Consider the following 20,193-nt stretch of genomic DNA (forward strand, 5'->3'; position numbering starts at 1 on the left):
GTCGCCGCGGCGGCCATCGCCGGCGCGGTGGCGCCCGCGGGCGCGGCGTCGAGCGGGCGCGGCGTCGAGGTGCGCGTCGCCCAGGCCGACACCTTCTCGCGCCTGGAGTTCCGCGGCGCCGCCAGCGTCAAGGCTCGGCGCGATGGCCAGATACTGACCCTGACCTTTCCCCGGGATGGCGACCCTGACATCGCCCGTCTGCACACCTCGCCGCCGCGATGGATCAAGACCGCCGAGAAGCAGCACGTCGGCGGCCGTCTGCGGCTGGTGCTGACGCTCAGCGACGACGCCGAGGCCAAGATCGGGTCGGCCGACGGCGCGGCGTTCGTCAATGTCTTCAAGAAGCCGCCGCTCACGCCGGCTGAGCTGGCGGCGGCCGGACCCGCCAGTTCCACGCCCGTGCGACCCAGTCCATTGCCGCCCGGCGGCGTGGTCCACATGGACAGCCGCGTGGTCAACGCCCAGGTGCAGTTCAGTTTCAACTGGGCCAATCCGGCGGGCGCCGCGGTGTTCCGCCGGGGTGACGCCGTCTGGGTGGTGTTCGACGCCCCCGCGATCCTTGACCTCAGCCGCACGCCGCGCGGCCTGACCCAGTTCAGCACCGTTCAGGCGGTCCGCGGCGCCGACTATTCGGCGGTCCGCATCGAGGCCGCCCGCGGCGTGCCGGTGTTCGCAACCGCCGTCGGATCCAACTGGACCATCGCCCTGGGCCCGGGCGATCAGGGGACGCCGAGCCTGGTCAGCGTCGCGCGCGACGAGGCCGGCGGTCCGGCGACGCTGAAGGCGCCCGTCGCCGGGATCACTGGCGTCGTCCGGCTCGCAGACCCCCTGGTCGGCGACACCGTCACGGTGGTCACCGCGCTTGGCCCCGCCAAGGGCGTGGGTGGCCGGCGCGACTATATCCAGCTGGCGCTGCTGGCCTCCATCCAGGGCCTGGCCGTGGAATCGCATATCGACGACCTGACCGTGGTTCGTGACGGCGACATCGTGCGCATCGGCCGGCCGCTGGGCCTGGCGCTTTCGCCGAGCCTGGCCACCCAGCAGCTCGCCAAGGCCGATCTCGACGCCCCGCGGCCCGCGCCCCGGCCGGGGCTGATCGACGACGCCGGCTGGCCCAGGCTTGGCGAGGGCGGTTTCCTGCGCCGTTACCAGCAACTGCTTGCCGCGGCGACGATCGAAAGCGCGAGCAAGGACAAGGGCGCCTCGACCCAGTCCCGCCTGGCGCTGGCCCGGTTCCTCGTGGGATCGGAGCTGTCCTACGAGGCCATTGGCGTGCTCAACGACCTGGCCCGCGCCAATCCGCAGACGGCCGACACGCCCGAATTCCGCGGCCTGCGCGGCATCGCGCGCGTCATGGCGCGGCGCTACAAGGAGGCCGAGGCCGACTTCTCCGCCCCGGTGCTGGCCGAAGACCCCTCGAGCGCGCTGTGGCGCTCCTATATCGCCAGCAAGCTGGCCCAGTGGCCCGAGGCGCGCAGCCAGTTCGCCAGGGGCGGCGAGGCCTTCGCCCAGTTCTCGCCCATGTGGAAAGCCCGCTTCGCCCGCGCCGACGCCCAGGCGGCGCTCGCGCAAGGCGACCTGCCCAGCGCCGAGACCGGCATCCGCATGGCTCTGGCCGACAAGACCGACGTCAACGAGGAACTGGCCACGCGGCTGGTCCAGGCGCGCATCATCGAACGAGAGGGGCACAAGGACCGGGCGCTGCGGATGTACGCCGCGATCGCCACCGTGCCGATCGAATCGCTGTCCTCGCCGGCCCTGCTGCGCGCCACCCAGATCCGGCTGGAAATCGGCAAGGCGACCCCGGTGCAGGCGGCCGCGGTGTTCGATGGTCTGCGCTATCGCTGGCGCGGCGATTCCACAGAGCTTGAGACGATCCGCGCGCTGGGCCAGCTCTACCTGGGCCAGGGCCGCTATCGCGAGGCGCTGGAGGCGCTGCGGTCCGCCGGCACCCGCCTGCCGGACCTGCCCGAGGCGCTGCAACTGCAGTCGGACCTGGCCGCGGCCTTCCGCTCGCTGTTCCTCCAGGGCAATGCCGACGGGCTGGAGCCGATCCAGGCGCTGGCGCTGTTCTACGACTTCAAGGAGTTGACCCCGATCGGGTCGGACGGCGACCTGATGGTCCGCAAGCTGGTGCGCCGGCTGGTGGACGTCGATCTGCTGGACCAGGCCGCGGAGCTGCTCAAGTACCAGGTGGACAACCGTCTTGACGGGGTGCCCCGGGCCCAGGTCGCCACCGACCTGGCCGTGATCTACCTGATGGACCGCAAACCCGAACAGGCGATCGAGGCGATCAACGGCTCGCGCACCACGGTCCTTCCCAACGCGCTCAATGTCGAGCGGCGGCTGATCGAGGCGCGGGCCTGGGCCGGCGTCGGCCGCTATGACTCAGCACTGGAGATCATCGAGAAGGATGCCTCGAAGGAGGCCCAGGATCTGCGCGGCGAGATTGCCTGGAAGCAGAAGGACTGGGCCAAGGCCGGGCCACAGTTCGAAAAGGCGCTGGGCGCGCGGTGGAAGGAGCCGGCGGCGCTGACCGCCGAGGAGGAAGGCAAGCTGCTGCGCGCCGGCGTCGCCTACAGCCTGGCCGGCGACGATGCGGCCCTGATCCGGCTCAGCGGCCAGTACCGGGGCTTCTTCGCCACGGCGCACAATCCGGACGCCCTGCGGATCGCGCTGACCGGTGTCTCGACCAATCGGCTCAGCGTCGCCGACTTCGGCCGGATCAGCGCCGACAACCAGGCCTTCACCGGCTGGGTCGACAAGATGAAGATCAGGTTCAAGACGCAACCGGCTCCCACCGGTCCGACCCGGGCCGCCACGCCCGCCAAACAGGCCCAGGCCGCGGCGCCCGCCGCCAAGGGCTGACTCGGATGTCGAAATTAATTACGGTGACAGTTGCAGTAACCCCTTAACCCGCTGGGACCAGGGCCGAGCACGGTGGGTTAAGGGGTTACTGCAACTGTCACCGTAATTTCCGTAATTCCGTAATTTCGGCTACCCGCCCGGCGGGTGATGGAAGCTCTCGACGAGGCTGCCGGCCACCAGGCCCCAGCCGTCGACGAGGACGAAGAAGATCAGCTTGAACGGCATGCTGACCACCACCGGCGGCAGCATCATCATGCCCATGCTCATCAGCACGCTGGCGACCACCAGGTCGATCACCAGGAAGGGCACGAACAGCAGGAAGCCGATCTCGAAGGCGCGCTTCAGCTCCGAGATCATGAAGGCCGGCGTCACCACCCGGATCGGGGCCTCGGCCATCGTCGCGGGCTTGGGGATCTTCGAGATGCGGATGAACAGCGCCAGGTCCTGGCGATCGACCTGGTTGAGCATGAAGGTCTTCAACGGCCCGCTGGCGGCGTCGAAGGCGGCGGGCAGCTCCATCTGCTGGTCGAGCAGCGGCTTGACGCCCTCGTCGTAGGACCGCTGCAGGGTCGGGCCCATCACGATGGCGGTGAGGAACAGCGACAGCGAGATGATCACCGCGTTGGGCGGGCTTTGCTGCAGGCCCAGCGCCGTGCGCAGCAAGGACAGCACCACCACGATGCGCACGAAGGAGGTGGTCATGATGATGATCGACGGCGCCAGCGACAGTACGGTCATCAGCCCGATCAGCTGGACCACCCGCTCGGTCAGACCCGCGCCGGTGCCAAGGTTGATGTTCACCGCCTGGGCGATGGCCACGGCCGGGAAGATCAGGCTGCCCAGCGTGGTCAGCGCCGCCAGCAGGGCCGCGCGCCGCCACTCCGCCGCCGGCAGGTTACGGATCGCCGAAAGGATCTCGCCCATCAGACCCGGCCCTTCGCCGGGCCTGGGGTCGGCGCCAGGATCTGGCCCTCGCCCAGCAGGATCAACCGCTCCTCGCCGTCGCAGGCGACGATCAGCAGGCGCCGCGCGGGGTCGAGGACCAGGCTTTCCACCACCGCCAGGCGGCGTTCGCGTCGCGGCGCGCCGAACCGGCCCAGCGCGCCCGCGCCGTAGCGGCGAAGGACCACGGCGGCCAGGCCGATCAGCCCAAGGGTCAGCACCAGGGCGAAGGTGGCTCTGGCGAGGTCGGCGAGGTGCATGGGGCGTTCTGCGGCTCTTCGGGATTGACCCCCATCACGCGCGCGAGTCCCTTAAGCCTGGGTTAACCCTGTTTCTTCACCATGCCGGGATGAACCTTAGCGAGATTCCGATCTTTGCGATGCTGCGCGGACGCCTGGGGTATCTGTCCGAGCGCCAGCGGGTGATCGCCGGGAACGTCGCCAACGCCGACACCGCCGGCTATCAGCCGCGCGACCTGAAGCCGTTCAATTTCCAGGATCAGTTGCGGGCCGCGAGCGGGGCCGGCGGAGGCGTGACCCTGGCGGTCACGCAAGCCGGTCACATGCAGGCGCCGGGCGCCGCGCGCGGCGTCGCCGCCGGCGTCAAGACCGTGAAGACCAAGGACAGCGAGACCAGGCTCGACGGCAACTCGGTGGTGCTGGAGGAAGAGATGATGAAGATGACCGACGCGCGGATGAACTATGACGCCGCGATCAGTTTCTACCAGAAATCGCTCGGCCTGATCCGGATGGCCACCCGTCGGCCCGGCTCCGGCGTCTAGGAGTCGCCTGGATGGCCGATCCCACCTCCGCCTCCGGCGCCGCCCAGGCGATCGCGGTCTCCGCCCTTCGCGCCCAGCAGGGCCGTATGCGGATCATCGCGGAGAACCTGGCCAACGCCGGCTCGACCTCGCGGACTGCGGGCGGCGACCCCTATCGGCGCCAGGCGCCGGTGTTCGCCCCAACTCCCGTGGCCGGCGGCACGGGGGTCAAGATGGCCCGCGTCGAACCCGACAAGACCGCCTTCAAGAGCGACTATGAGCCCGGCAACCCCTCGGCCAACGCGCAGGGCTATGTGAAGCTGTCCAACGTCGATCCGCTGATCGAGGCGATGGACATGCGCGAGGCCCAGCGCGCCTACGAGGCCAACCTCAATGTCATCGAGACCGCGCGCGCCATGGACATGCGCACCCTCGATCTCCTGAAACGCTAGGGAAGGGCTGAGCCATGATGACCGCGCTCGCCGCCGCCAACGCCTATGCCGCCGCGCAGAAGGCGGTGGCCGTGGCCCCGGGCCTGGGCGGCGCCGAGGCCGCGACCTCCGGCGGCGGTTTCGCCGACATCCTGAAGTCGGCCATGACCGACGCCATGAAGGCCTCGAAGACCGCCGAGACCCAGATGGCCCAGCAGGTGCAGGGCAAGGCCCAGCTGATCGATGTGGTCACCGCCGTCTCGTCCGCGGAGTCGAGCCTGGAGACGGTGATGGCGATCCGCGACCAGGTGATCAACGCCTACCAGGAAATCATGCGGATGCCGATTTGACCGCATGCTAAGCCGAGCTCATGACGGGGCCGGCGATCGAGCTTTCAGGGGTTGCGAAGCGCTATGGCGCCCACGCCGCCCTGGCCGGGGTCAGCCTGCTGGTCGGGGCCGGCCAGTTCACCGCCCTGGTCGGCGGGTCGGGATCGGGCAAGACCACCCTTCTGAAGACCATCAACCGCCTGGTCGCGCCGGACGCGGGAACTGTGCGCGTGCTGGGCCAGGACGTGTCCGCCGCCGCGCCGCATATCCTGCGCCGCCGGATCGGCTATGTGTTCCAGGAGGTGGGGCTGTTCCCGCATCTGACGGTGGCCGAGAACATCGCGGTCACGCCGCGGCTGCTGGGCTGGGACCGGAAACGCATCGAGGCCCGCGTCGCCAATCTCCTGGGCCTCGTCGACCTGTCGCTGGAGATCGGAGCCCGCGCGCCCGCGGCCCTGTCGGGCGGACAGCGACAGCGCGTCGGCGTCGCCCGCGCGCTAGCCGCCGAGCCGAAGCTGATGCTGATGGACGAGCCGTTCGGCGCGCTCGATCCCCTGACCCGCGACGCGCTCGGGACCGACTACCGCGCGCTGCATGATCGCCTGGGCCTGACCACGGTGATGGTCACCCACGACATGGCCGAGGCGGTGTTGCTGGCCGACCGCATCGTGGTGCTGCGCGAGGGCTCCATTGTCGCCGACGGAACCGCGGCCGAACTGCTGGCCGGGACCCGCGACGAGGGCGTCCGCGCCCTGCTCGACGCGCCGAGGCGCCAGGCCGAACGGTTGCGCGCCAAGCTATCGGGCGCGCCATGAACGAGCGCCTGGCCGCCGCCTTCGCCCTGTTGCCGGAATACCTCGGCTGGCACGTGCTGCTGAGTTCTTCGGCGCTGATGCTGGGCGTGGCGATCAGCCTGCCGCTGGCGGTGGCCGCCAGTCGCAGCCCGCGCCTGCGCTGGCCGGTGCTGGCGGGCGCGAGCCTGATCCAGACCATCCCCAGCCTGGCGCTGCTGGCCCTGTTCTATCCGCTGCTACTGGCGGTCTCGGCGCTCAGCCAGTCGGTGTTCGGCAAGGGGTTTTCGGCGCTGGGTTTTCTGCCCTCGCTGCTGGCGCTGACGCTCTATTCGATGCTGCCGATCCTGCGCAATGCGGCGGCCGCTATCCTGGGCGTCGATCCGGCGATCCGCGAGGCCGCCGACGGGGTCGGCATGACCTCGCGCCAGCGGCTGTTGCAGGTCGAGCTGCCGCTGGCCGCCCCGGTGATCATGGCCGGCGTGCGCACCGCGGCGGTCTGGACCATCGGGGCCGCGACGCTATCGACCCCGGTCGGCCAGACCAGCCTGGGCAACTACATCTTCGCCGGCCTGCAGACCGAGAACTGGGTCTATGTGCTGTTTGGCTGCGCGGCCTCGGCGGCGCTGGCGCTGATCGCCGACCAGCTCTTGGGCCTGATCGAGGCCGGCGCCCGGCGACGCAGCCTGCGGCTGGTCCTGCTCGGCGCGGCCGGACTGCTGGCCGGCGTCGCCCTGGCGGTCTGGCCGCTGATGGCGTCCGGAAAGACCGGCGCCTATGTGGTCGGCGCCAAGAACTTCTCCGAGCAATATATCCTGGCCGAGGTGATCGCCGGACGCCTGCAGGCCGCCGGCGCTCAGGTCAGCCGCAAGGAGGACCTGGGCTCGGCGGTCGCCTACCGCGCGCTCGCCGCCGGCGAACTCGACGTCTACGTCGACTATTCCGGGACCCTGTGGACCAATGTGCTGGGTCGCAAGGACAATCCCGGTCGCGCCGAGGTGCTGCGCCAGCTCACCGCCGAGCTGAAGAAACGCGACGGGGTCGTGGTGCTGGGCTCGCTCGGCTTCGAGAACGCCTACGCCTTCGTCATGCGCCCCGACCGGGCGCGGGCGCTGGGCGTCGTCTCGCTGACCGACCTAGCCCGCGAGGCGCCGAAGCTGACCCTGGGGTCGGATCTGGAATTCCTGTCGCGGCCGGAGTGGAAGGCGGTGGACGCCGCCTATGGCCTGGGGTTCCGGACAAAGCGCTCCTACCAGCCCACCTTCATGTACCGCGCGCTGGCCGGCGGCGAAGCCGACGTGATCTCGGCCTTCTCCTCGGACGGCCGGATCGCCGCCGACCGGCTGGCGGTGCTGAGCGATCCCAGGCAGGCCGTCCCGCCCTATGACGCCATCGTGCTGATCTCGCCCAGGCGCGCCGACGACCGGCGGCTGATCGGCGCGCTCCAGCCGCTGATCGGCAAGGTCAGCGTCGAGGCGATGCGCGCGGCCAACTACAGCGTCGATCGCGACCAGGGCAAACTCAGCCCGGCCCAGGCGGCGAGAGAGCTGGAAAAGCAAGTCGGGCGCTGAGCGGGCCTTCAGAACGTCTGCTGAGGGGGAAAGCGGACGTCTGCCCGCGCGCGGCGACGGGCATCGCCGGAACTACGCGATGCCGTTCGCGTTTCGTCGAGGACCTGAGGAGACTCACATGAAAAAGAACGTCGCAAACGCCGCCTTGGCAGTCGCTCTGCTCGCGGTGGTGATGACCAGCGCGGGATGCGCGGAAAACACCTATGCCCAGGGTCCAGACCCCAGGCTGGCCGCCAACGGCTACGAGGGTCCAAACTACGCGGGCTACCGCGAATACGCCAACCAGTGCCAGCGCGACAAACAGGACCGCAACGTCGCCGGGATCGCGCTCGGCGCCATCGCCGGCGGCCTGGCGGGCAATGCCGTCGCCTCGGGCGGGGGCAGGACCGGCGGCACGATCCTCGGCGCGGCCGCGGGGGCCGCGATCGGCTCCAACATCGCGCGGTCGAGCATCAACTGCGACAATGGTCAGCCCTATTGGACGCGCGATCAGACCGCCGACTATGACAGCTACCGAGGCTATCGCGGTCAGCACGACGACACCTGGTATCGCCAGCATGACTGTCGCTGGGTCCGCAGTGAACGTGGCGACTATGTGCGGGCCTGCCGCGGTCGCAACGGCAACTACTATCCGGAGTATTAGGGTGCGTTCAGGGGGCCTGTCGGACCGTCTTTAGAAATTTCCCGTCCCTACGTCCGCATCTGACGCACCGCCATGTTCCACTTCCCCTCGCATGTTGGACGCGCTCACCATCACCGAGGCGGAAGCGGCGGGGCTCTCAGAGCTTGCCGCCATGGACTTGGCCATGGCCCGCGACTTCGCCGCCCGCGCCCGGGCGGCGCAGGATCCGGAGGTCGCCAACGACCTGGCCCGCACCTATCAGCGGATGGGGCGCTCCTACCGCCAGTCCCTCGCCCTGAAGGTGCGGCTGGCGCGCGAGATCGCCCAGGCCGCCAGCCAACCGTCGCCGCCGGTCCCACCTACGCCTACGCCGCGCGATGAAGCGCGCATCGAGGCGCGGATCGCGGAGCTCCGTGGCCCCATGCATCGGGTCATCTGGGTCGAACACGAGCCGGCCGAAGGCGCCGATCCGGATGACGATGTCTCAGGCCACTACTTCGACCTGCTGGAAGAGCGGCTGGAGGTCTATTGCCGCGACAACCGCTTTGGTCTCGAGCCGCTGGACGCCCATGTGGTGTCGCTCTGCCGCTCGCTTGGCCTCGACGTCAGCCTCGCGCGGCGCTGGCGCGAGCTTCCCGATCCGCCGCACGAGGCGGTCTCCGACCCGGACCACGACCCCGCCTGGCGCGGCTCGGGGTAGGCAGCGCCCGCGCCCAAGGCGCTGCCCTATTCGACCGCCAAGCCGCCAAGACCGCCAAGGACGCCCGGGAAACCTCAGGCGCCGCCAAACGCACGGCCGCTTGGCGTCCTTGGCGTCTTGGCGGTTCAAAAAGGCCGCGGCCGCGCGCCAGACCGAGACCCGGGGGCACTGCAAGGTCCCGGCAAAATCTGCCCAGGCTTTGCCTTTCATTAACCATGCCGGGCCGATGGTGGGCGGGTCGCGACAGCCCGAATTCGCCAAGCTTTCCAAGAGGTCACCATGAACGGCGCCGAAGTTCTGGACGTCGGTCGCGAGGCCATCTGGTTGACCATCCAGCTGTGCGCGCCAGTGCTGATCGTGGGCCTGCTGGTCGGTGTCGGCATCGGCCTGTTGCAGGCCCTGACCCAGATCCAGGAAGCAACGCTGGTCTATGCCCCGAAGATCGTGGCGATCTTCGTATCGCTCTTGGTGTTTCTGCCGCTGATGGGATCTCTGATGAGCGGCTTCATGCACCATATCGCCGCGCGCATCGCGGCGATGTAGCGGCGGGGCCCGGTCGCGCCCCATGGGATCCTACGCCGCCGCCCAGCAGGTGTTCGCCGCCGGCCTGGTGTTCGCCCGGCTGGCGGCGCTGGTGATGCTGATGCCGGGCATCGGCGAGATCTTCATTCCGCCGCGCATCCGCCTGGCCTTCGCCTTCTCGCTGACTCTGCTGCTGTTCCCGGTGCTCAGCGCCGGCGCGCCGGCGATCCCCACGGCGATCAGCGGCGTGGCCCTGGCGGTGATCAAGGAGACCGCCATCGGCCTGATGATCGGCGCGATTCTGCGGATCTTCATGTCATCCCTTGCGGTGGCCGGCGAGATCGTCTCGGTCCAGACCACCCTGGCCTTCGCCCAGACCGCCAACCCGATGCAGGCCAGCCCCTCGCCGACGCTCGGCACCTTCCTGGGGCTGATGGGCATATTGTTGATCATGACCACCAACCTGCACCACATGTTCCTGGGCGCCATCGTGCGCTCCTACACGATCTTCCCGTTCACCCACGACCTGCCGCTGGGCGACGCCTACGCCCTGGCCCTTCAGACAGTGAGCAAGTCCTTCGCGCTCGGCCTGCAGCTGGCCGGGCCGGTGGTCGCCCTGTCGCTGATCTTCAACATCGCCACCGGCCTGATCGGCCGGGTGATGCCGCAGTTCCAGATCTTTTTCGTCGCCACCCCGCTGATGGTGCTCCTGGGACTGTCGGTGTTCGCGCTCAGCCTGGGGACCATCGGCATGGTCTGGGTCGATCGCTACCGCGAGCTGATCGGCCTCTTTAGCTAGCGCCATGAGCGAGTCCAACGACGCCGCCTCCCGCACAGAAGAAGCCACCTCGCGAAAGCTCGCCCAGGCGCGCGAGCGGGGCGAGGTCATCAAGACGCCGGACCTGCCGACCATGGCGTCGCTGACCGCCGTGGCGGCGGTGGTCGGGCTGGCCGGCGGCGGGCTGGCGCGCGATATGGCTGGCGCGCTGCGACCCTTTCTGGCGGCGCCGGAGACGATGCACCTGGCAGGCTCGGGCGGGGTGGCGGTGGCCCATGCGGCGATGATGGCCGCCTTCCCGGCCATGGCCTGCGTGCTGCTGGCCGCCTGCGCGGCCGGGGTGGCCGGCAACCTGGTGCAGACCGGTTTCATCTTCAGCCCCCAGGGCCTGGCCTTCGACCTGTCGAAGCTCTCGCCGGCGCGGGGGTTCAAGCGGGTGTTCGGGCTCGACGGCGCGGCGCAGTTCGTGAAGTCGCTGGTCAAGTTCCTGCTCACCGGGGTGCTCGCCTGGTGGGTGCTGCACCCGCATGTTTCGGAGCTGGAGAACCTGTCGCAGCTGGCGCCGCTGACCACCTTGATCTTCGCCGCCGACATCCTGCGCCGACTGGTGTTCGCGGTCTGCGGCTTCCTGCTGATCGTCGCGGCGGCCGACTATTTCTGGCAGCGCCGGCGCTTCCTGGAGCGGATGAAAATGACCAAGGAGGAGGTCAAGGAGGAATTCAAACAGACCGAGGGCGACCCGCACATCAAGGCCCGCCAGAAGCAGATGCGGGTCGAGCGCGCCCGCCGGCGGATGATCCAGGCCGTGCCGACCGCCACCGTGGTGGTGATGAACCCGACCCACTATGCCGTGGCCCTGAAGTACGACGCCGCCGAGACGCCAGCGCCGATGTGCGTGGCCAAGGGCCTGGACGCCGTCGCCCTGCGGATCCGCGAGGTCGCCGAGGCGGCCGGCGTGCCGATCATCGAGGACGCGCCGCTGGCGCGCGCCCTGTTCGCTGCGGTGGAGGTGGACGACGTGATCCCGCCGGCGCACTACGAGGCGGTGGCCAAGATCATCGGCTTCATCCTCAACGCCGGTCGCAAGGCCGCCGCCAGAGCCCCGGCCCGGCGATCCGGTGCGCTGTAACCGGATGAGGCCTGTGACAGAATGGCGCTGACCGATTCGCCGGACGGCAGCGTCCGGGGCCCGTCTGGGGCCGGGAAGGAAGCGCTCTCGCTGACCATGGCCGAGCCGCGGAACCGCAAGGCCGCCCCGTCACCTGCGAAACGGGGCCGGTTCGACACGCTGACCGCTCTGGCGGTGGTGTTCTTCCTGCTGGCGGTGGTCTTCGCCGCGGCCCCGGCGGTCAACGCCGGCCCCGCCACCCTGGCGGGCCTGATGCTGCTGATCGGCCTGTTCGGCGTCGCCTGCCTGGGGCTGCTCGCCCTGCGCGGGGCGTCCGATGCGCCCGGCGAGCCCGAGCCCGCCGGCGCCGAGCTGGTCGCGGCGTTGAGCGAACCGGCCGCCATCGCTGCGCCGGACGGGCGGGTGCATGCGGCCAATGCGGCGTGGAAGGCGGCCATCGGCCTGACCGGGCGACTGCCCAAGTCCGGGGCGTCGGGCGCGAGCCTGTTCTCCGCCCTGACCGCGGCGCGGCGCGGAGAAACCTCGCGCGCCAGCCTGAAGGCCGGCGGGACCGAGCACGAGGCGGTGGTCTCGCCCTTCGGCGCCCGGCGCTTCCTGGTGCGGCTGACCGGCCCGGCGGGCGGCGCCCTGGCCCTGCCGCCGGCGGCGATGGAGGTGCTGAGCGCGTTTTCGTCGGCCGTTCCGCCGCCGCCCAAGGTGCTGGACGCCTTCGCCGCGGCCTCGCCCTTCGGCGCCGCGCTGCTGGAAGGCCACGACCCGTTTGAGGCCCGGATCATCGAGGCCAATCCGGCGTTGAAGGCCGTCGCCGCCGGCGGCGCGGTCGGCCAGGCGTTCGGCGACCTGATCGAACCGTCGAGCCGCGCTGACGCCGCCCTGAAACTGGCCGCCGGCCAGGGCGCCGGCGCCCCTGTCGAGGTGCGCCTGGCGCACGATCCCGCGCGCATCGCACACCTGTACCTGTCCCGTAGCGCCATGTCTGAAGAGGGGACCCGCTGGGTGGCCTATCTGGTGGATGTCTCCGAACAGAAGCAGATCGAGCTGCAGCTGGCGCAGAGCCAGAAGATGCAGGCCATCGGCCAGCTGGCCGGCGGGGTGGCCCACGACTTCAACAACCTGCTCACCGCCATCTTCATGCAGCTCGACGTCCTGGCCACCCGTCATCCGGTGGGCGATCCCTCCTATGAGGGGCTGAACGAGATCAAGCAGACCTCGACCCGGGCCGCCGACCTGGTGCGCAAGCTCTTGGCGTTCTCGCGCAAACAGACCGTGCAGCGCGAGATCCTCGACCTGGGCGAACTGATCAGCGAGTTCGAGGTGCTGCTGCGCCGCGTGCTCTACGAAGACGTCAAGCTGAGCACCGACTATGGCCGGAACCTTCCGCTGGTGCGCGCCGACCGCGGCCAGCTGGAGACCGCGGTGATGAACCTGGCGGTCAACGCCCGCGACAGCGTCCGCGCCCATGGCGGCGGCTCGGTGAAGATCCGCACCGCCCGCGTCACCCAGGCGCAGGCCCAGACCCTGGGCTATCCGTCCGCGCTGGGCGACCAGGCGCTGATCGAGGTTTCCGACGACGGACCCGGCATACCGGCCCACGTGATCGACAAGATCTTCGATCCGTTCTTCACCACCAAGCCGGTGGGCGAGGGGACCGGCCTGGGCCTGGCCACCGTCTATGGCATCGTCAAACAGTCCGACGGCTGGATCACGGTGGACTCCAAACCCGGCGAGGGCGCGGCGTTCCGCATCTTCCTGCCGGTGCATGTGCCCGTGCCCGGCGTGGCCGCGGCCCCGGTTCCGGTCGCCCCCAAGCGCCCGGCCGCGCGCGACCTTTCCGGCGCCGGCCGTATCCTGTTCGTCGAGGACGAGGACGCCGTGCGCGGGGTCGCCGCCAAGCTGCTGCGCGCCCGGGGCTACGAGGTGATCGAGGCGGCCAGCGGCGAGGAAGCCCTGGAACTCTGCGAACTGCACGCCGGCGCCATCGACCTGATGATCTCCGACGTGGTGATGCCGGGGATGCAAGGGCCCGACCTGCTGAAACAGGCCCGCGGCTACCTGGGCTCGGCCCCGGTGATGTTCATCTCCGGCTATGCCGAGAGCGAGTTCTCCGACCTGCTGGAAGGCGAGGTCAACGTCTCCTTCCTGCCCAAGCCCATCGACATCAAGACCCTGGCCGAGCGGGTGAAGCAGGAGTTGCAGAAGGCGGCGTGAGGGGGCGTCGCGGCGCGGCGCGGATAGCGGGACAGTCGGCTACGGCCGGGCCCCCGGATCGGCCACGAATGCCGGGACGGCCGGATCGCTGGCCAGGGTCCAGGCCGCCAGGTAGGTCAGCCGCAGAATGCGAGTCATCTTCGGATAGTTGATCCGGTCGGCCGTGTCGGTGGTGTGGTGGTAGTCGGGGTGGAATCCGGTGTTGAACCAGAGCGCCGGAATGTCCTTCAGCACGAAGGGGAACTGGTCGCTGCGGAAGAAGACGTTGAGGGCGTTCTCGTGGTCGAAACGATCGTCGAGATCGAGCCCGATGCCGCGGTTCGCCGCCACGACGACCCGGCGCAGGTCGGGACTGTAGGGTCCGCCGATCAGGTTCAGGCGGTTGGTGGTGTCGGTGGGAATCTCGATCAGGCCCCTGGTCTGGTCGCTGGCCTCCTCGTTGCGGCCGATCATGTCGAAATTGATCATCGCGCGGGTGGACGACAGCGGGCGCAGCGGATGGGCCGCCATGTGGTAGGCGCCCAGGAGGCCGCGCTCCTCGGCCGCGAAGACGACGAACAGGATGGAGCGCCGCGGGCGCGTGGGATTGGCGGCGAAGGCGCGGGCCAGTTCGACAACGCCCTCCGTTCCCGAGCCGTTGTCGTCCGCGCCATGCCAGATCTCGGCGCCGCCATTGGTGAACCCATCGTGGTCGTGGTGGGCGCTGATGATCACCGTGTCCGAGGCCAGGGTCGCGTCCGTTCCGGGCAGGAGGCCGGCGACATTGTAGGAAACGCCGCGGGTTCGGCTGAGGTTCTCCAGGTGCAGGCTGAGGGTCTTGCCGGTCAGGACCCGGGACTGGGGCGACAGATCCTTGTCGATCGCCGCCTGCAACATGGCGCCGGCGCCTTCGAGAAGCGCTGCGGCGACCGCGTCGGAAGCCGTGATCACCGGAATGCGCAGGTCATCCTCGACCAGGGCCTGGCCTGGCAGGGCCGGCTTGCGGGTGATGCTGCCGCCGATGCGGGTGACGCGGTCGATATTGGAGGGGTGCTTTCGATTGGGCTCGGCGATGACCACCAGGGCGAGCGCGCCGTGCCGCTGGGCGTTCAGCGCCTTGACCCGGTTGGTGGCGTAGCGGGTGTTGCCGGTGCCATTGAAGCGCGACGCCGGGTCGGTCTCCTGGGGCTCGTGCTCAAACACGACCACGGCCTTGCCGCGCGCGTCCAGGTCCCGATAGTCATCATAGCCGAGGCCCGGCGCGGTGATCCCATAGCCGGCGAAGGCGACGGGGGCGGTGACGTCAATGTCGTCGCGGTGCCCGCCGGAGATGTCAGGCGCGGACCAGCGACGGGCAGGCTCGCCAGCGCCGCCCGAAAGCATGAGATAGTTCGCCGCCGAATTGGCGCGATACTCGATGAGGGGAACAGGCTGCAGATAGCCTGCCGCGCCGGTCGCTCCGGCGATCAGCGGCTTCAGGCCCGCCTTGCCGAATTCGGCCGCGATCCACTGGATCGCCACCTCATCGCCTGGATCCAGCGACATGCGTCCGCGCAGGGCATCGGAGGCCAGAAATCCAAGGTCCGCCCGGAGGTCGATCTCCTGAATACGCCGAAACCCGGCTTGCTGGGCCTCCGGCGCCTGCGCCGGGCCGTCCGCGGCGTGGCTGGCGACGCCAAGGCACAGGCTGGCGCAAAGGCCCAGGATCGCGCGTTGCATCTGCTTTTCCCCACGCTCCCCGCCCGCTCGCTGCGCCCAGGCGAGGCATGCCCAATCCGCGCGGCGGTCCTGGCCTGCATAGCTTGGGTCGGGTGGCCTGGGAACGACTCTTCCGAACACGCCGCTGCGGATGCGGTCCACGCCGCTGTCTGTCCGCGCGCCGACCTGCTGCTGGCGACGATGGATCGGCGGCTGACGGCGGCGGCTCAGGACCTCGGTGTCCGCGTCCAGATGTTGTCCCAGCGCGCCGCGCTCAGACCGCGCTCAGATCGCGTCCAGGCCGATGTCCAGGACGCTGGCGGAGTGGGTCAGGGCGCCGACGCTGATCACGTCGACGCCGGTGTCGGCGATGGCCCGCACCGTCTCCAGGGTCACGCCGCCGGAAGCCTCCAGCCGCGCGCGGCCGGCGGTGCGGCGGACCGCCTCGGCCAGGTCGGCCAGGCTGAAATTGTCGAGCATGACCACGTCGGGGCCATACGCCAGCGCCTCTTCCAGCTGGACCAGGTCGTCGATCTCGACCTCGACCTTCATCAGGTGGCCGGCCGCCGCCTTGGCGCGGCGCACTGCCTCGCCGACCGAGCCGCAGGCGGCGATGTGGTTGTCCTTAATCAGGATCGCGTCATCCAGGCCAAAGCGATGGTTCATCCCGCCGCCGCAGCGCACGGCGTATTTCTCAAGCGCGCGGAGGCCGGGCGTGGTCTTGCGGGTGTCGACGATGGCGACGCCTGAGCCCTCAAGGGCGTCCACATAGGCCCGCGTCAGCGTCGCGACGCCGGACAGGCGGCCCATCAAGTTCAGCGCCACCCGCTCGGCCCCCAGCAGGGCGCGCGCGTTGGCCTCCACCCAGGCCAGTCGCTCGCCCGCGCCGACCCGCGCGCCATCCTCGGCGACGCCCCTGAAGTCGGCGGCCGGGTCGAGTTCCAGAAGCGCCAGTCGGGCGCAGGCCAGGCCCGACACCACCCCCGGTTTGCGCGTGGCGAAGACGGCGGAGAGGCGTGCATCGGCCGGCACGCAGGCCAGCGACGTGACGTCTCCGGCGCGGCCCAGGTCTTCCGCCAGCGCGGCGCGAACCAGCGGCGCAATCAGCAGGTCGGGCAGGGGTTCGGTCATTCGGCGGCGAACCGCAGGGGGTTTGCCGGATTGACGTCAGACCAGCGGACGAACGTCCGTTGCGCGGTCTCGGCGTTGGCGGCGTCGGTGCGGAAATGGCCGCCGCGGCTTTCGGTGCGGGCCAGGGCGCAGGCCGCGACCAGCCGGGCGGCCGCCAGGGTCGCGCTGCGGCCGTGCTGGGCCTCCAGGGCGTCGATCTCCGCCAGCAGGCGCACCAGGCCGTCCGCCGAGCGGACCACGCCGGCCTCGCGGCTCATGGCCAGGCGCAGACCGGCCAGCGCAGTCTCGGGCAGGGCGGGAGGGACCAGGCGGACAAGTCCCTCCGGCCTTGGGTTCGGCTCCAGCGCCGCGGCGCGTCCGGCGCGTCCGCCGAACACCGCGGCCTCGACCAGCGAGTTGGAAGCCAGACGGTTGGCGCCATGCACGCCGGTCGAGGCGCACTCTCCGGCGGCATAGAGTCCGGGCAGGGAGGTGCGCCCCGCCTCGTCCGTGGCGATCCCGCCCATGTGATAGTGGCAGGCCGGGACGACCGGGATCGGCTGGAGGCGCGGATCGATTCCGCCGGCCATACAGGCGGCGAACACCGCCGGGAATTCTTCGGGAAAGCGCGCGCCCACTGCCTTGCGGGCGTCCAGGAACGCGCCACGGCCGGCCTGACGTTCGGCGTCGATCGCGCGAGCCACGACGTCGCGCGGCGCGAGTTCGGCGTCGCGGTGATAGCGGTCCATGAACCGTTCGCCGCCGGCGTTTACCAGCACCGCGCCCTCGCCCCGCAGCGCCTCGGTGGCCAGCGGCGCGGGATCGCGACCGATATCGATGGCGGTGGGATGGAACTGCACGAACTCCGGGTCAGCGATCAGCGCCCCGGCCAGGGCCGCGAGGCCCAGACCCTCACCCTTCAGCTCAGCGGGGGTCGTGGTTACGGCATAGAGCCCGCCGATGCCCCCGGTGGCCAGGATCGTCGCCGGCGCTGTGATTTCGACCAGCGCGCCCTCATGCTCGGCGACCACGCCGCGTACCCGGCCTGAGGCGTCCTGCAACAGCCCGCGCAGCCGATGGCCGGTGCGGACCTCGATATGGTGCGCGGCCAGGACGGCGATAGCCACCGCCCGCATGATCGCTGCGCCGGCCTGATCGCCGCCGACGCGGGCCACGCGCGCCCGGCTGTGCGCGGCTTCCAGACCCTGCACGAAGCCGCCGTCGGCGGTCCGGTCGAAGGGCGCCCCAAGGTCCGTCAGCGCCCGCACCGCGGCAGGCCCTTCCCGCGCCAGCAGCGCAGCCATGTCCGGGTCCACCAGGCCCGCGCCGGCGGCGATGGTGTCGGTGGCGTGCGACTCCGGACTGTCGCCCTCTGACAGCGCCGCGGCCATGCCGCCCTGCGCCCAGGCCGACGAGCAGCCGTGGTTCAGCGCGGCGTCGCTCAGCACCAACACCCTGCGCGGCGTGGCGGCCAGGGCGGCGGTCAGCCCCGCCAGGCCCGCGCCGATCACCAGCACCCCATCGTGGACGACGCGGGCCATCAGATCAGCTCGACATCGACGTGGTGACGCGCCTTGACCAGGTCGTAGCGGGTCGGCGTCTCGGGTCGCGGCAGGTCGATCATCCGCTGCACCGCCAGCCGGGCGCGCGCGGCCACGTCGGCGTCGACGGTCACCTCGTAGCGACCGTGGAGCAGGGTCTCATAGATGTTCTCAAGCGTGATCCGCTTCATGTGCGGGCACAGGTTGCAGGGGCGCAGGAACTCCGTGTCCGGCGCGTCGGCGGCGACGTTGTCAGCCATCGAACATTCGGTGATCAGCACCACGCGCCTGGGTTTGCGCGTCAGGACATAGGCGTTCATCGCCGCGGTGGAGCCGGTGAAATCGGCCGCCGCCACCACGTCGGGCGGACACTCCGGATGGGCCAGCACCTCGGCGCCGGGATAGGCGGCGCGGACCTCGGCGATGTCGGCGGCGCTAAAGCGCTCGTGGACCTCGCAGCGGCCCTGCCAGGCGATGATCCGCACCTCGGTCTGCCGCGCCACGTTGCGGGCCAGGAATTCGTCGGGGATGAGGATCACCCGGTCCGTCCCCCACAGCCGGGCGGCCTCCTCGACCACCTGCACGGCGTTGGCGCTGGTGCAGCAGATGTCGGTCTCGGCCTTCACCTCGGCGGTGGTGTTGACGTAGGTGACCACCGGCACGCCGGGATAGCGTTGCTTGATCAGTCGCAGATCGGCGCCGGTGATCGAGGCTGCGAGTGAGCAGCCGGCCCGCAGGTCGGGGATCAGGACGGTCTTTTCCGGGCTGAGCACCTTGGAGGTCTCGGCCATGAAGTGGACGCCCGCCTGGACGATGACGCTGGCCTTCGACACGGCCGCCGCCTTGGCCAGGCCCAGGCTGTCGCCGACATAGTCGCCGACCCCGTGGAAGATCTCTGGCGTCATGTAGTTGTGGGCCAGGATCACCGCGTCCCTCTCAGCCTTGAGCTGGTTGATCCGCGCGATCAGCGGGGCCTGGGCCCGCCATTCCATTGGCGTGACGTGGAGGCGGACCTTCTCCCAAACCGGTGCGGTCTCAGCCTCGACCTGAGGCGTGAACGCGAACTGGAACCCGTCAGCGGCCATCGCGAGACTCCTTATGCTCAAAATGAGCATTTCTAGATCCCAAAAACACGCCAGACTGAGGCAGGCTGGCGGGGCTCCGGGCGCCACTTATGCTCAACTAGAGCAAAAGGAGGAAGACACATATAGCCCGATCCTGGAATTGCGCAAGTCTGAGGTTCAGCGCGGCACGCGATCTGCAGGCCAGATCCGGGGCGGTTCAAATCGGGAGTGCTGGCGGGGAGGCGCTGGCAAGGCTATGGGACGGCCCGCCGCAAAGGGTCTAACGGCCCAAATCCCGCCCCTCGAGGGGTTCAGGCTCACGAGCCCAAGGACAGCGAGACGAGACGATCAACATTTTCCACAACATAGCGCGCCGCGCCGGCCTGGCGATGGTCAGGGCCGCGGCCCTGGGGGCTATGGCGGCGCTCTGCGCCTGCACGCCGGCGTCGAACGCGCCGCCAAGCCCGCATGCGGTGAGCCTGATCTCACGGGGATGGTCAGACCCGGCCCTGATCGCCATCACCGCCAACTACGAACCATCCGTGCGCGACCTGGCGCGCCGCCACGATCCGGGCCTGCGCCGCGCCGACCTCTGGGGCCGGCCACAAGGCTGGGCCAGCCTCGACCTGCGCCAGATTCCCGATCTGGGACTGCCGACCCAGGAGGGCGATGAGGCCGTGGCGCTCAACAACTTGCGCCCGTTCGCCGGCCTGCCGATCCGCCCCATGCGGCCGTTCGTGCTGCGCGCCGACACCGAGGACACCGCACGCGCGATGCACTGCATGACCCAGGCGATCTACTATGAAGCTGCGCGCGAACCGGTGAAGGGCCAGCAGGCGGTGGCCCAGGTGGTGTTGAACCGGGTGCGCCACCCGGCCTATCCGAAGTCGATCTGCGGTGTGGTCTACCAGGGGGCGGCCCGGCCGACCGGATGCCAGTTCACCTTCACTTGCGACGGCGCCCTTCGCTGGACCCCGCAGTCGAGCCTGTGGCGGCAGGCTCAGGACGTCGCGCGCCGCGCGCTGGCCGGGTTCGTCGACAAGGACGTGGGGTCGGCGACCCACTACCACGCGGCCTATGTCTCGCCCTACTGGGCGCCGACGCTGGTCAAGATGACCCAGGTGGGCCAGCACATCTTCTATCGCTGGAC

At 70.0% G+C, this 20,193-nt stretch carries 19 protein-coding genes; 13 read left to right on the forward strand and 6 right to left on the reverse strand.

Annotation, left to right across the window (positions count from 1 at the left end; all coding sequences use genetic code 11):
- The coding region (locus RMN86_RS17970) for an endoglucanase (RefSeq protein WP_309607233.1) at positions 1-2,868 on the forward strand (2,868 nt) is incomplete at its 5' end.
- A gap of 129 nt (positions 2,869-2,997) precedes the next feature.
- Here the strand turns inward: RMN86_RS17970 and fliP are convergent.
- Complete coding sequence (fliP, locus tag RMN86_RS17975) at positions 2,998-3,792, reverse strand: flagellar type III secretion system pore protein FliP (RefSeq protein ID WP_309607234.1); 795 nt, start codon at positions 3,790-3,792, stop codon at positions 2,998-3,000.
- Complete coding sequence (locus RMN86_RS17980; protein ID WP_309607235.1) at positions 3,792-4,070, reverse strand: flagellar biosynthetic protein FliO; 279 nt, start codon at positions 4,068-4,070, stop codon at positions 3,792-3,794. Before RMN86_RS17980 ends, fliP begins: the two co-directional genes overlap by 1 nt.
- Positions 4,071-4,189: 119 nt before the next feature.
- On the opposite strand from RMN86_RS17980, the gene flgB reads away from it, so the two are divergent.
- The 11 genes from flgB to cckA all read left to right on the forward strand — a co-directional run bounded on the left by flgB (position 4,190) and on the right by cckA (position 13,651).
- Positions 4,190-4,591 (forward strand): flagellar basal body rod protein FlgB, encoded by a 402-nt coding sequence (flgB, locus tag RMN86_RS17985; RefSeq protein WP_309607236.1) that lies wholly within the window; start codon positions 4,190-4,192, stop codon positions 4,589-4,591.
- Positions 4,592-4,602: 11 nt separating this feature from the next.
- Entirely contained in the window at positions 4,603-5,022 is a 420-nt protein-coding gene (flgC, locus tag RMN86_RS17990; RefSeq protein WP_309607237.1) for a flagellar basal body rod protein FlgC, read from the forward strand.
- Positions 5,023-5,036: 14 nt separating this feature from the next.
- On the forward strand, positions 5,037-5,351 hold the full coding sequence (locus RMN86_RS17995; RefSeq protein WP_309607238.1) for a flagellar hook-basal body complex protein FliE: 315 nt from the start codon (positions 5,037-5,039) through the stop codon (positions 5,349-5,351).
- Positions 5,352-5,371: 20 nt separating this feature from the next.
- Positions 5,372-6,145, forward strand: a complete 774-nt coding sequence (locus tag RMN86_RS18000; RefSeq protein ID WP_309607239.1) for an ATP-binding cassette domain-containing protein — start codon at positions 5,372-5,374, stop codon at positions 6,143-6,145.
- Positions 6,142-7,692: an ABC transporter permease/substrate-binding protein gene (locus tag RMN86_RS18005; protein ID WP_309607240.1), complete on the forward strand. Its 1,551-nt coding sequence runs from the start codon at positions 6,142-6,144 to the stop codon at positions 7,690-7,692. Before RMN86_RS18000 ends, RMN86_RS18005 begins: the two co-directional genes overlap by 4 nt.
- A gap of 118 nt (positions 7,693-7,810) precedes the next feature.
- Positions 7,811-8,335 carry a glycine zipper 2TM domain-containing protein gene (locus tag RMN86_RS18010; RefSeq protein WP_309607241.1) on the forward strand — a complete coding sequence of 175 codons (525 nt, stop codon included), beginning with the start codon at positions 7,811-7,813 and terminating at the stop codon, positions 8,333-8,335.
- Between the two features lie 91 nt (positions 8,336-8,426).
- The gene (locus RMN86_RS18015; protein ID WP_309607242.1) at positions 8,427-9,014 is read left to right on the forward strand and encodes a hypothetical protein; all 588 of its coding nucleotides are present in this window, start codon (positions 8,427-8,429) and stop codon (positions 9,012-9,014) included.
- 279 nt (positions 9,015-9,293) lie between these two features.
- Entirely contained in the window at positions 9,294-9,557 is a 264-nt protein-coding gene (fliQ, locus tag RMN86_RS18020; protein ID WP_309607243.1) for a flagellar biosynthesis protein FliQ, read from the forward strand.
- Between the two features lie 22 nt (positions 9,558-9,579).
- Complete coding sequence (gene fliR / locus RMN86_RS18025) at positions 9,580-10,335, forward strand: flagellar biosynthetic protein FliR (RefSeq protein WP_309607244.1); 756 nt, start codon at positions 9,580-9,582, stop codon at positions 10,333-10,335.
- 4 nt (positions 10,336-10,339) lie between these two features.
- Complete coding sequence (flhB, locus tag RMN86_RS18030; protein ID WP_309607245.1) at positions 10,340-11,443, forward strand: flagellar biosynthesis protein FlhB; 1,104 nt, start codon at positions 10,340-10,342, stop codon at positions 11,441-11,443.
- A 96-nt stretch (positions 11,444-11,539) separates the two neighbouring features.
- Positions 11,540-13,651 (forward strand): cell cycle histidine kinase CckA, encoded by a 2,112-nt coding sequence (gene cckA, locus RMN86_RS18035; RefSeq protein ID WP_309607251.1) that lies wholly within the window; start codon positions 11,540-11,542, stop codon positions 13,649-13,651.
- Positions 13,652-13,690: 39 nt separating this feature from the next.
- Here cckA and RMN86_RS18040 read toward each other — a convergent pair whose 3' ends face one another.
- From RMN86_RS18040 to nadA, 4 genes are all read right to left on the reverse strand, one after another.
- On the reverse strand, positions 13,691-15,349 hold the full coding sequence (locus RMN86_RS18040; protein WP_309607246.1) for a M28 family peptidase: 1,659 nt from the start codon (positions 15,347-15,349) through the stop codon (positions 13,691-13,693).
- Between the two features lie 264 nt (positions 15,350-15,613).
- On the reverse strand, positions 15,614-16,459 hold the full coding sequence (gene nadC / locus RMN86_RS18045) for a carboxylating nicotinate-nucleotide diphosphorylase (RefSeq protein WP_309607247.1): 846 nt from the start codon (positions 16,457-16,459) through the stop codon (positions 15,614-15,616).
- Positions 16,456-17,979: an L-aspartate oxidase gene (locus tag RMN86_RS18050; RefSeq protein ID WP_309607248.1), complete on the reverse strand. Its 1,524-nt coding sequence runs from the start codon at positions 17,977-17,979 to the stop codon at positions 16,456-16,458. Before RMN86_RS18050 ends, nadC begins: the two co-directional genes overlap by 4 nt.
- On the reverse strand, positions 17,979-19,094 hold the full coding sequence (nadA, locus tag RMN86_RS18055) for a quinolinate synthase NadA (RefSeq protein ID WP_309607249.1): 1,116 nt from the start codon (positions 19,092-19,094) through the stop codon (positions 17,979-17,981). Before nadA ends, RMN86_RS18050 begins: the two co-directional genes overlap by 1 nt.
- Positions 19,095-19,432: 338 nt before the next feature.
- Between nadA and RMN86_RS18060 the strand changes: the two genes are divergently transcribed.
- On the forward strand, positions 19,433-20,193 hold a 761-nt coding region (locus tag RMN86_RS18060; protein ID WP_309607250.1), incomplete at its 3' end, for a cell wall hydrolase.

Source organism: Phenylobacterium sp., from assembly GCF_031360265.1.
Taxonomy (GTDB): Bacteria; Pseudomonadota; Alphaproteobacteria; order Caulobacterales; family Caulobacteraceae; genus Phenylobacterium.

Bases quoted from the DNA above. Each gene is read 5' to 3' on its own strand.
- fliP (WP_309607234.1), bottom strand. From the start codon at position 3,792: ATGGGCGAGATCCTTTCGGCGATCCGTAACCTGCCGGCGGCGGAGTGG.
- RMN86_RS17980 (WP_309607235.1), bottom strand. From the start codon at position 4,070: ATGCACCTCGCCGACCTCGCCAGAGCCACCTTCGCCCTGGTGCTGACC.
- flgB (WP_309607236.1), top strand. From the start codon at position 4,190: ATGCTGCGCGGACGCCTGGGGTATCTGTCCGAGCGCCAGCGGGTGATC.
- flgC (WP_309607237.1), top strand. From the start codon at position 4,603: ATGGCCGATCCCACCTCCGCCTCCGGCGCCGCCCAGGCGATCGCGGTC.
- RMN86_RS17995 (WP_309607238.1), top strand. From the start codon at position 5,037: ATGATGACCGCGCTCGCCGCCGCCAACGCCTATGCCGCCGCGCAGAAG.
- RMN86_RS18000 (WP_309607239.1), top strand. From the start codon at position 5,372: ATGACGGGGCCGGCGATCGAGCTTTCAGGGGTTGCGAAGCGCTATGGC.
- RMN86_RS18005 (WP_309607240.1), top strand. From the start codon at position 6,142: ATGAACGAGCGCCTGGCCGCCGCCTTCGCCCTGTTGCCGGAATACCTC.
- RMN86_RS18010 (WP_309607241.1), top strand. From the start codon at position 7,811: ATGAAAAAGAACGTCGCAAACGCCGCCTTGGCAGTCGCTCTGCTCGCG.
- RMN86_RS18015 (WP_309607242.1), top strand. From the start codon at position 8,427: ATGTTGGACGCGCTCACCATCACCGAGGCGGAAGCGGCGGGGCTCTCA.
- fliQ (WP_309607243.1), top strand. From the start codon at position 9,294: ATGAACGGCGCCGAAGTTCTGGACGTCGGTCGCGAGGCCATCTGGTTG.
- fliR (WP_309607244.1), top strand. From the start codon at position 9,580: ATGGGATCCTACGCCGCCGCCCAGCAGGTGTTCGCCGCCGGCCTGGTG.
- flhB (WP_309607245.1), top strand. From the start codon at position 10,340: ATGAGCGAGTCCAACGACGCCGCCTCCCGCACAGAAGAAGCCACCTCG.
- cckA (WP_309607251.1), top strand. From the start codon at position 11,540: ATGGCCGAGCCGCGGAACCGCAAGGCCGCCCCGTCACCTGCGAAACGG.
- RMN86_RS18040 (WP_309607246.1), bottom strand. From the start codon at position 15,349: ATGCAACGCGCGATCCTGGGCCTTTGCGCCAGCCTGTGCCTTGGCGTC.
- nadC (WP_309607247.1), bottom strand. From the start codon at position 16,459: ATGACCGAACCCCTGCCCGACCTGCTGATTGCGCCGCTGGTTCGCGCC.
- RMN86_RS18050 (WP_309607248.1), bottom strand. From the start codon at position 17,979: ATGGCCCGCGTCGTCCACGATGGGGTGCTGGTGATCGGCGCGGGCCTG.
- nadA (WP_309607249.1), bottom strand. From the start codon at position 19,094: ATGCTCATTTTGAGCATAAGGAGTCTCGCGATGGCCGCTGACGGGTTC.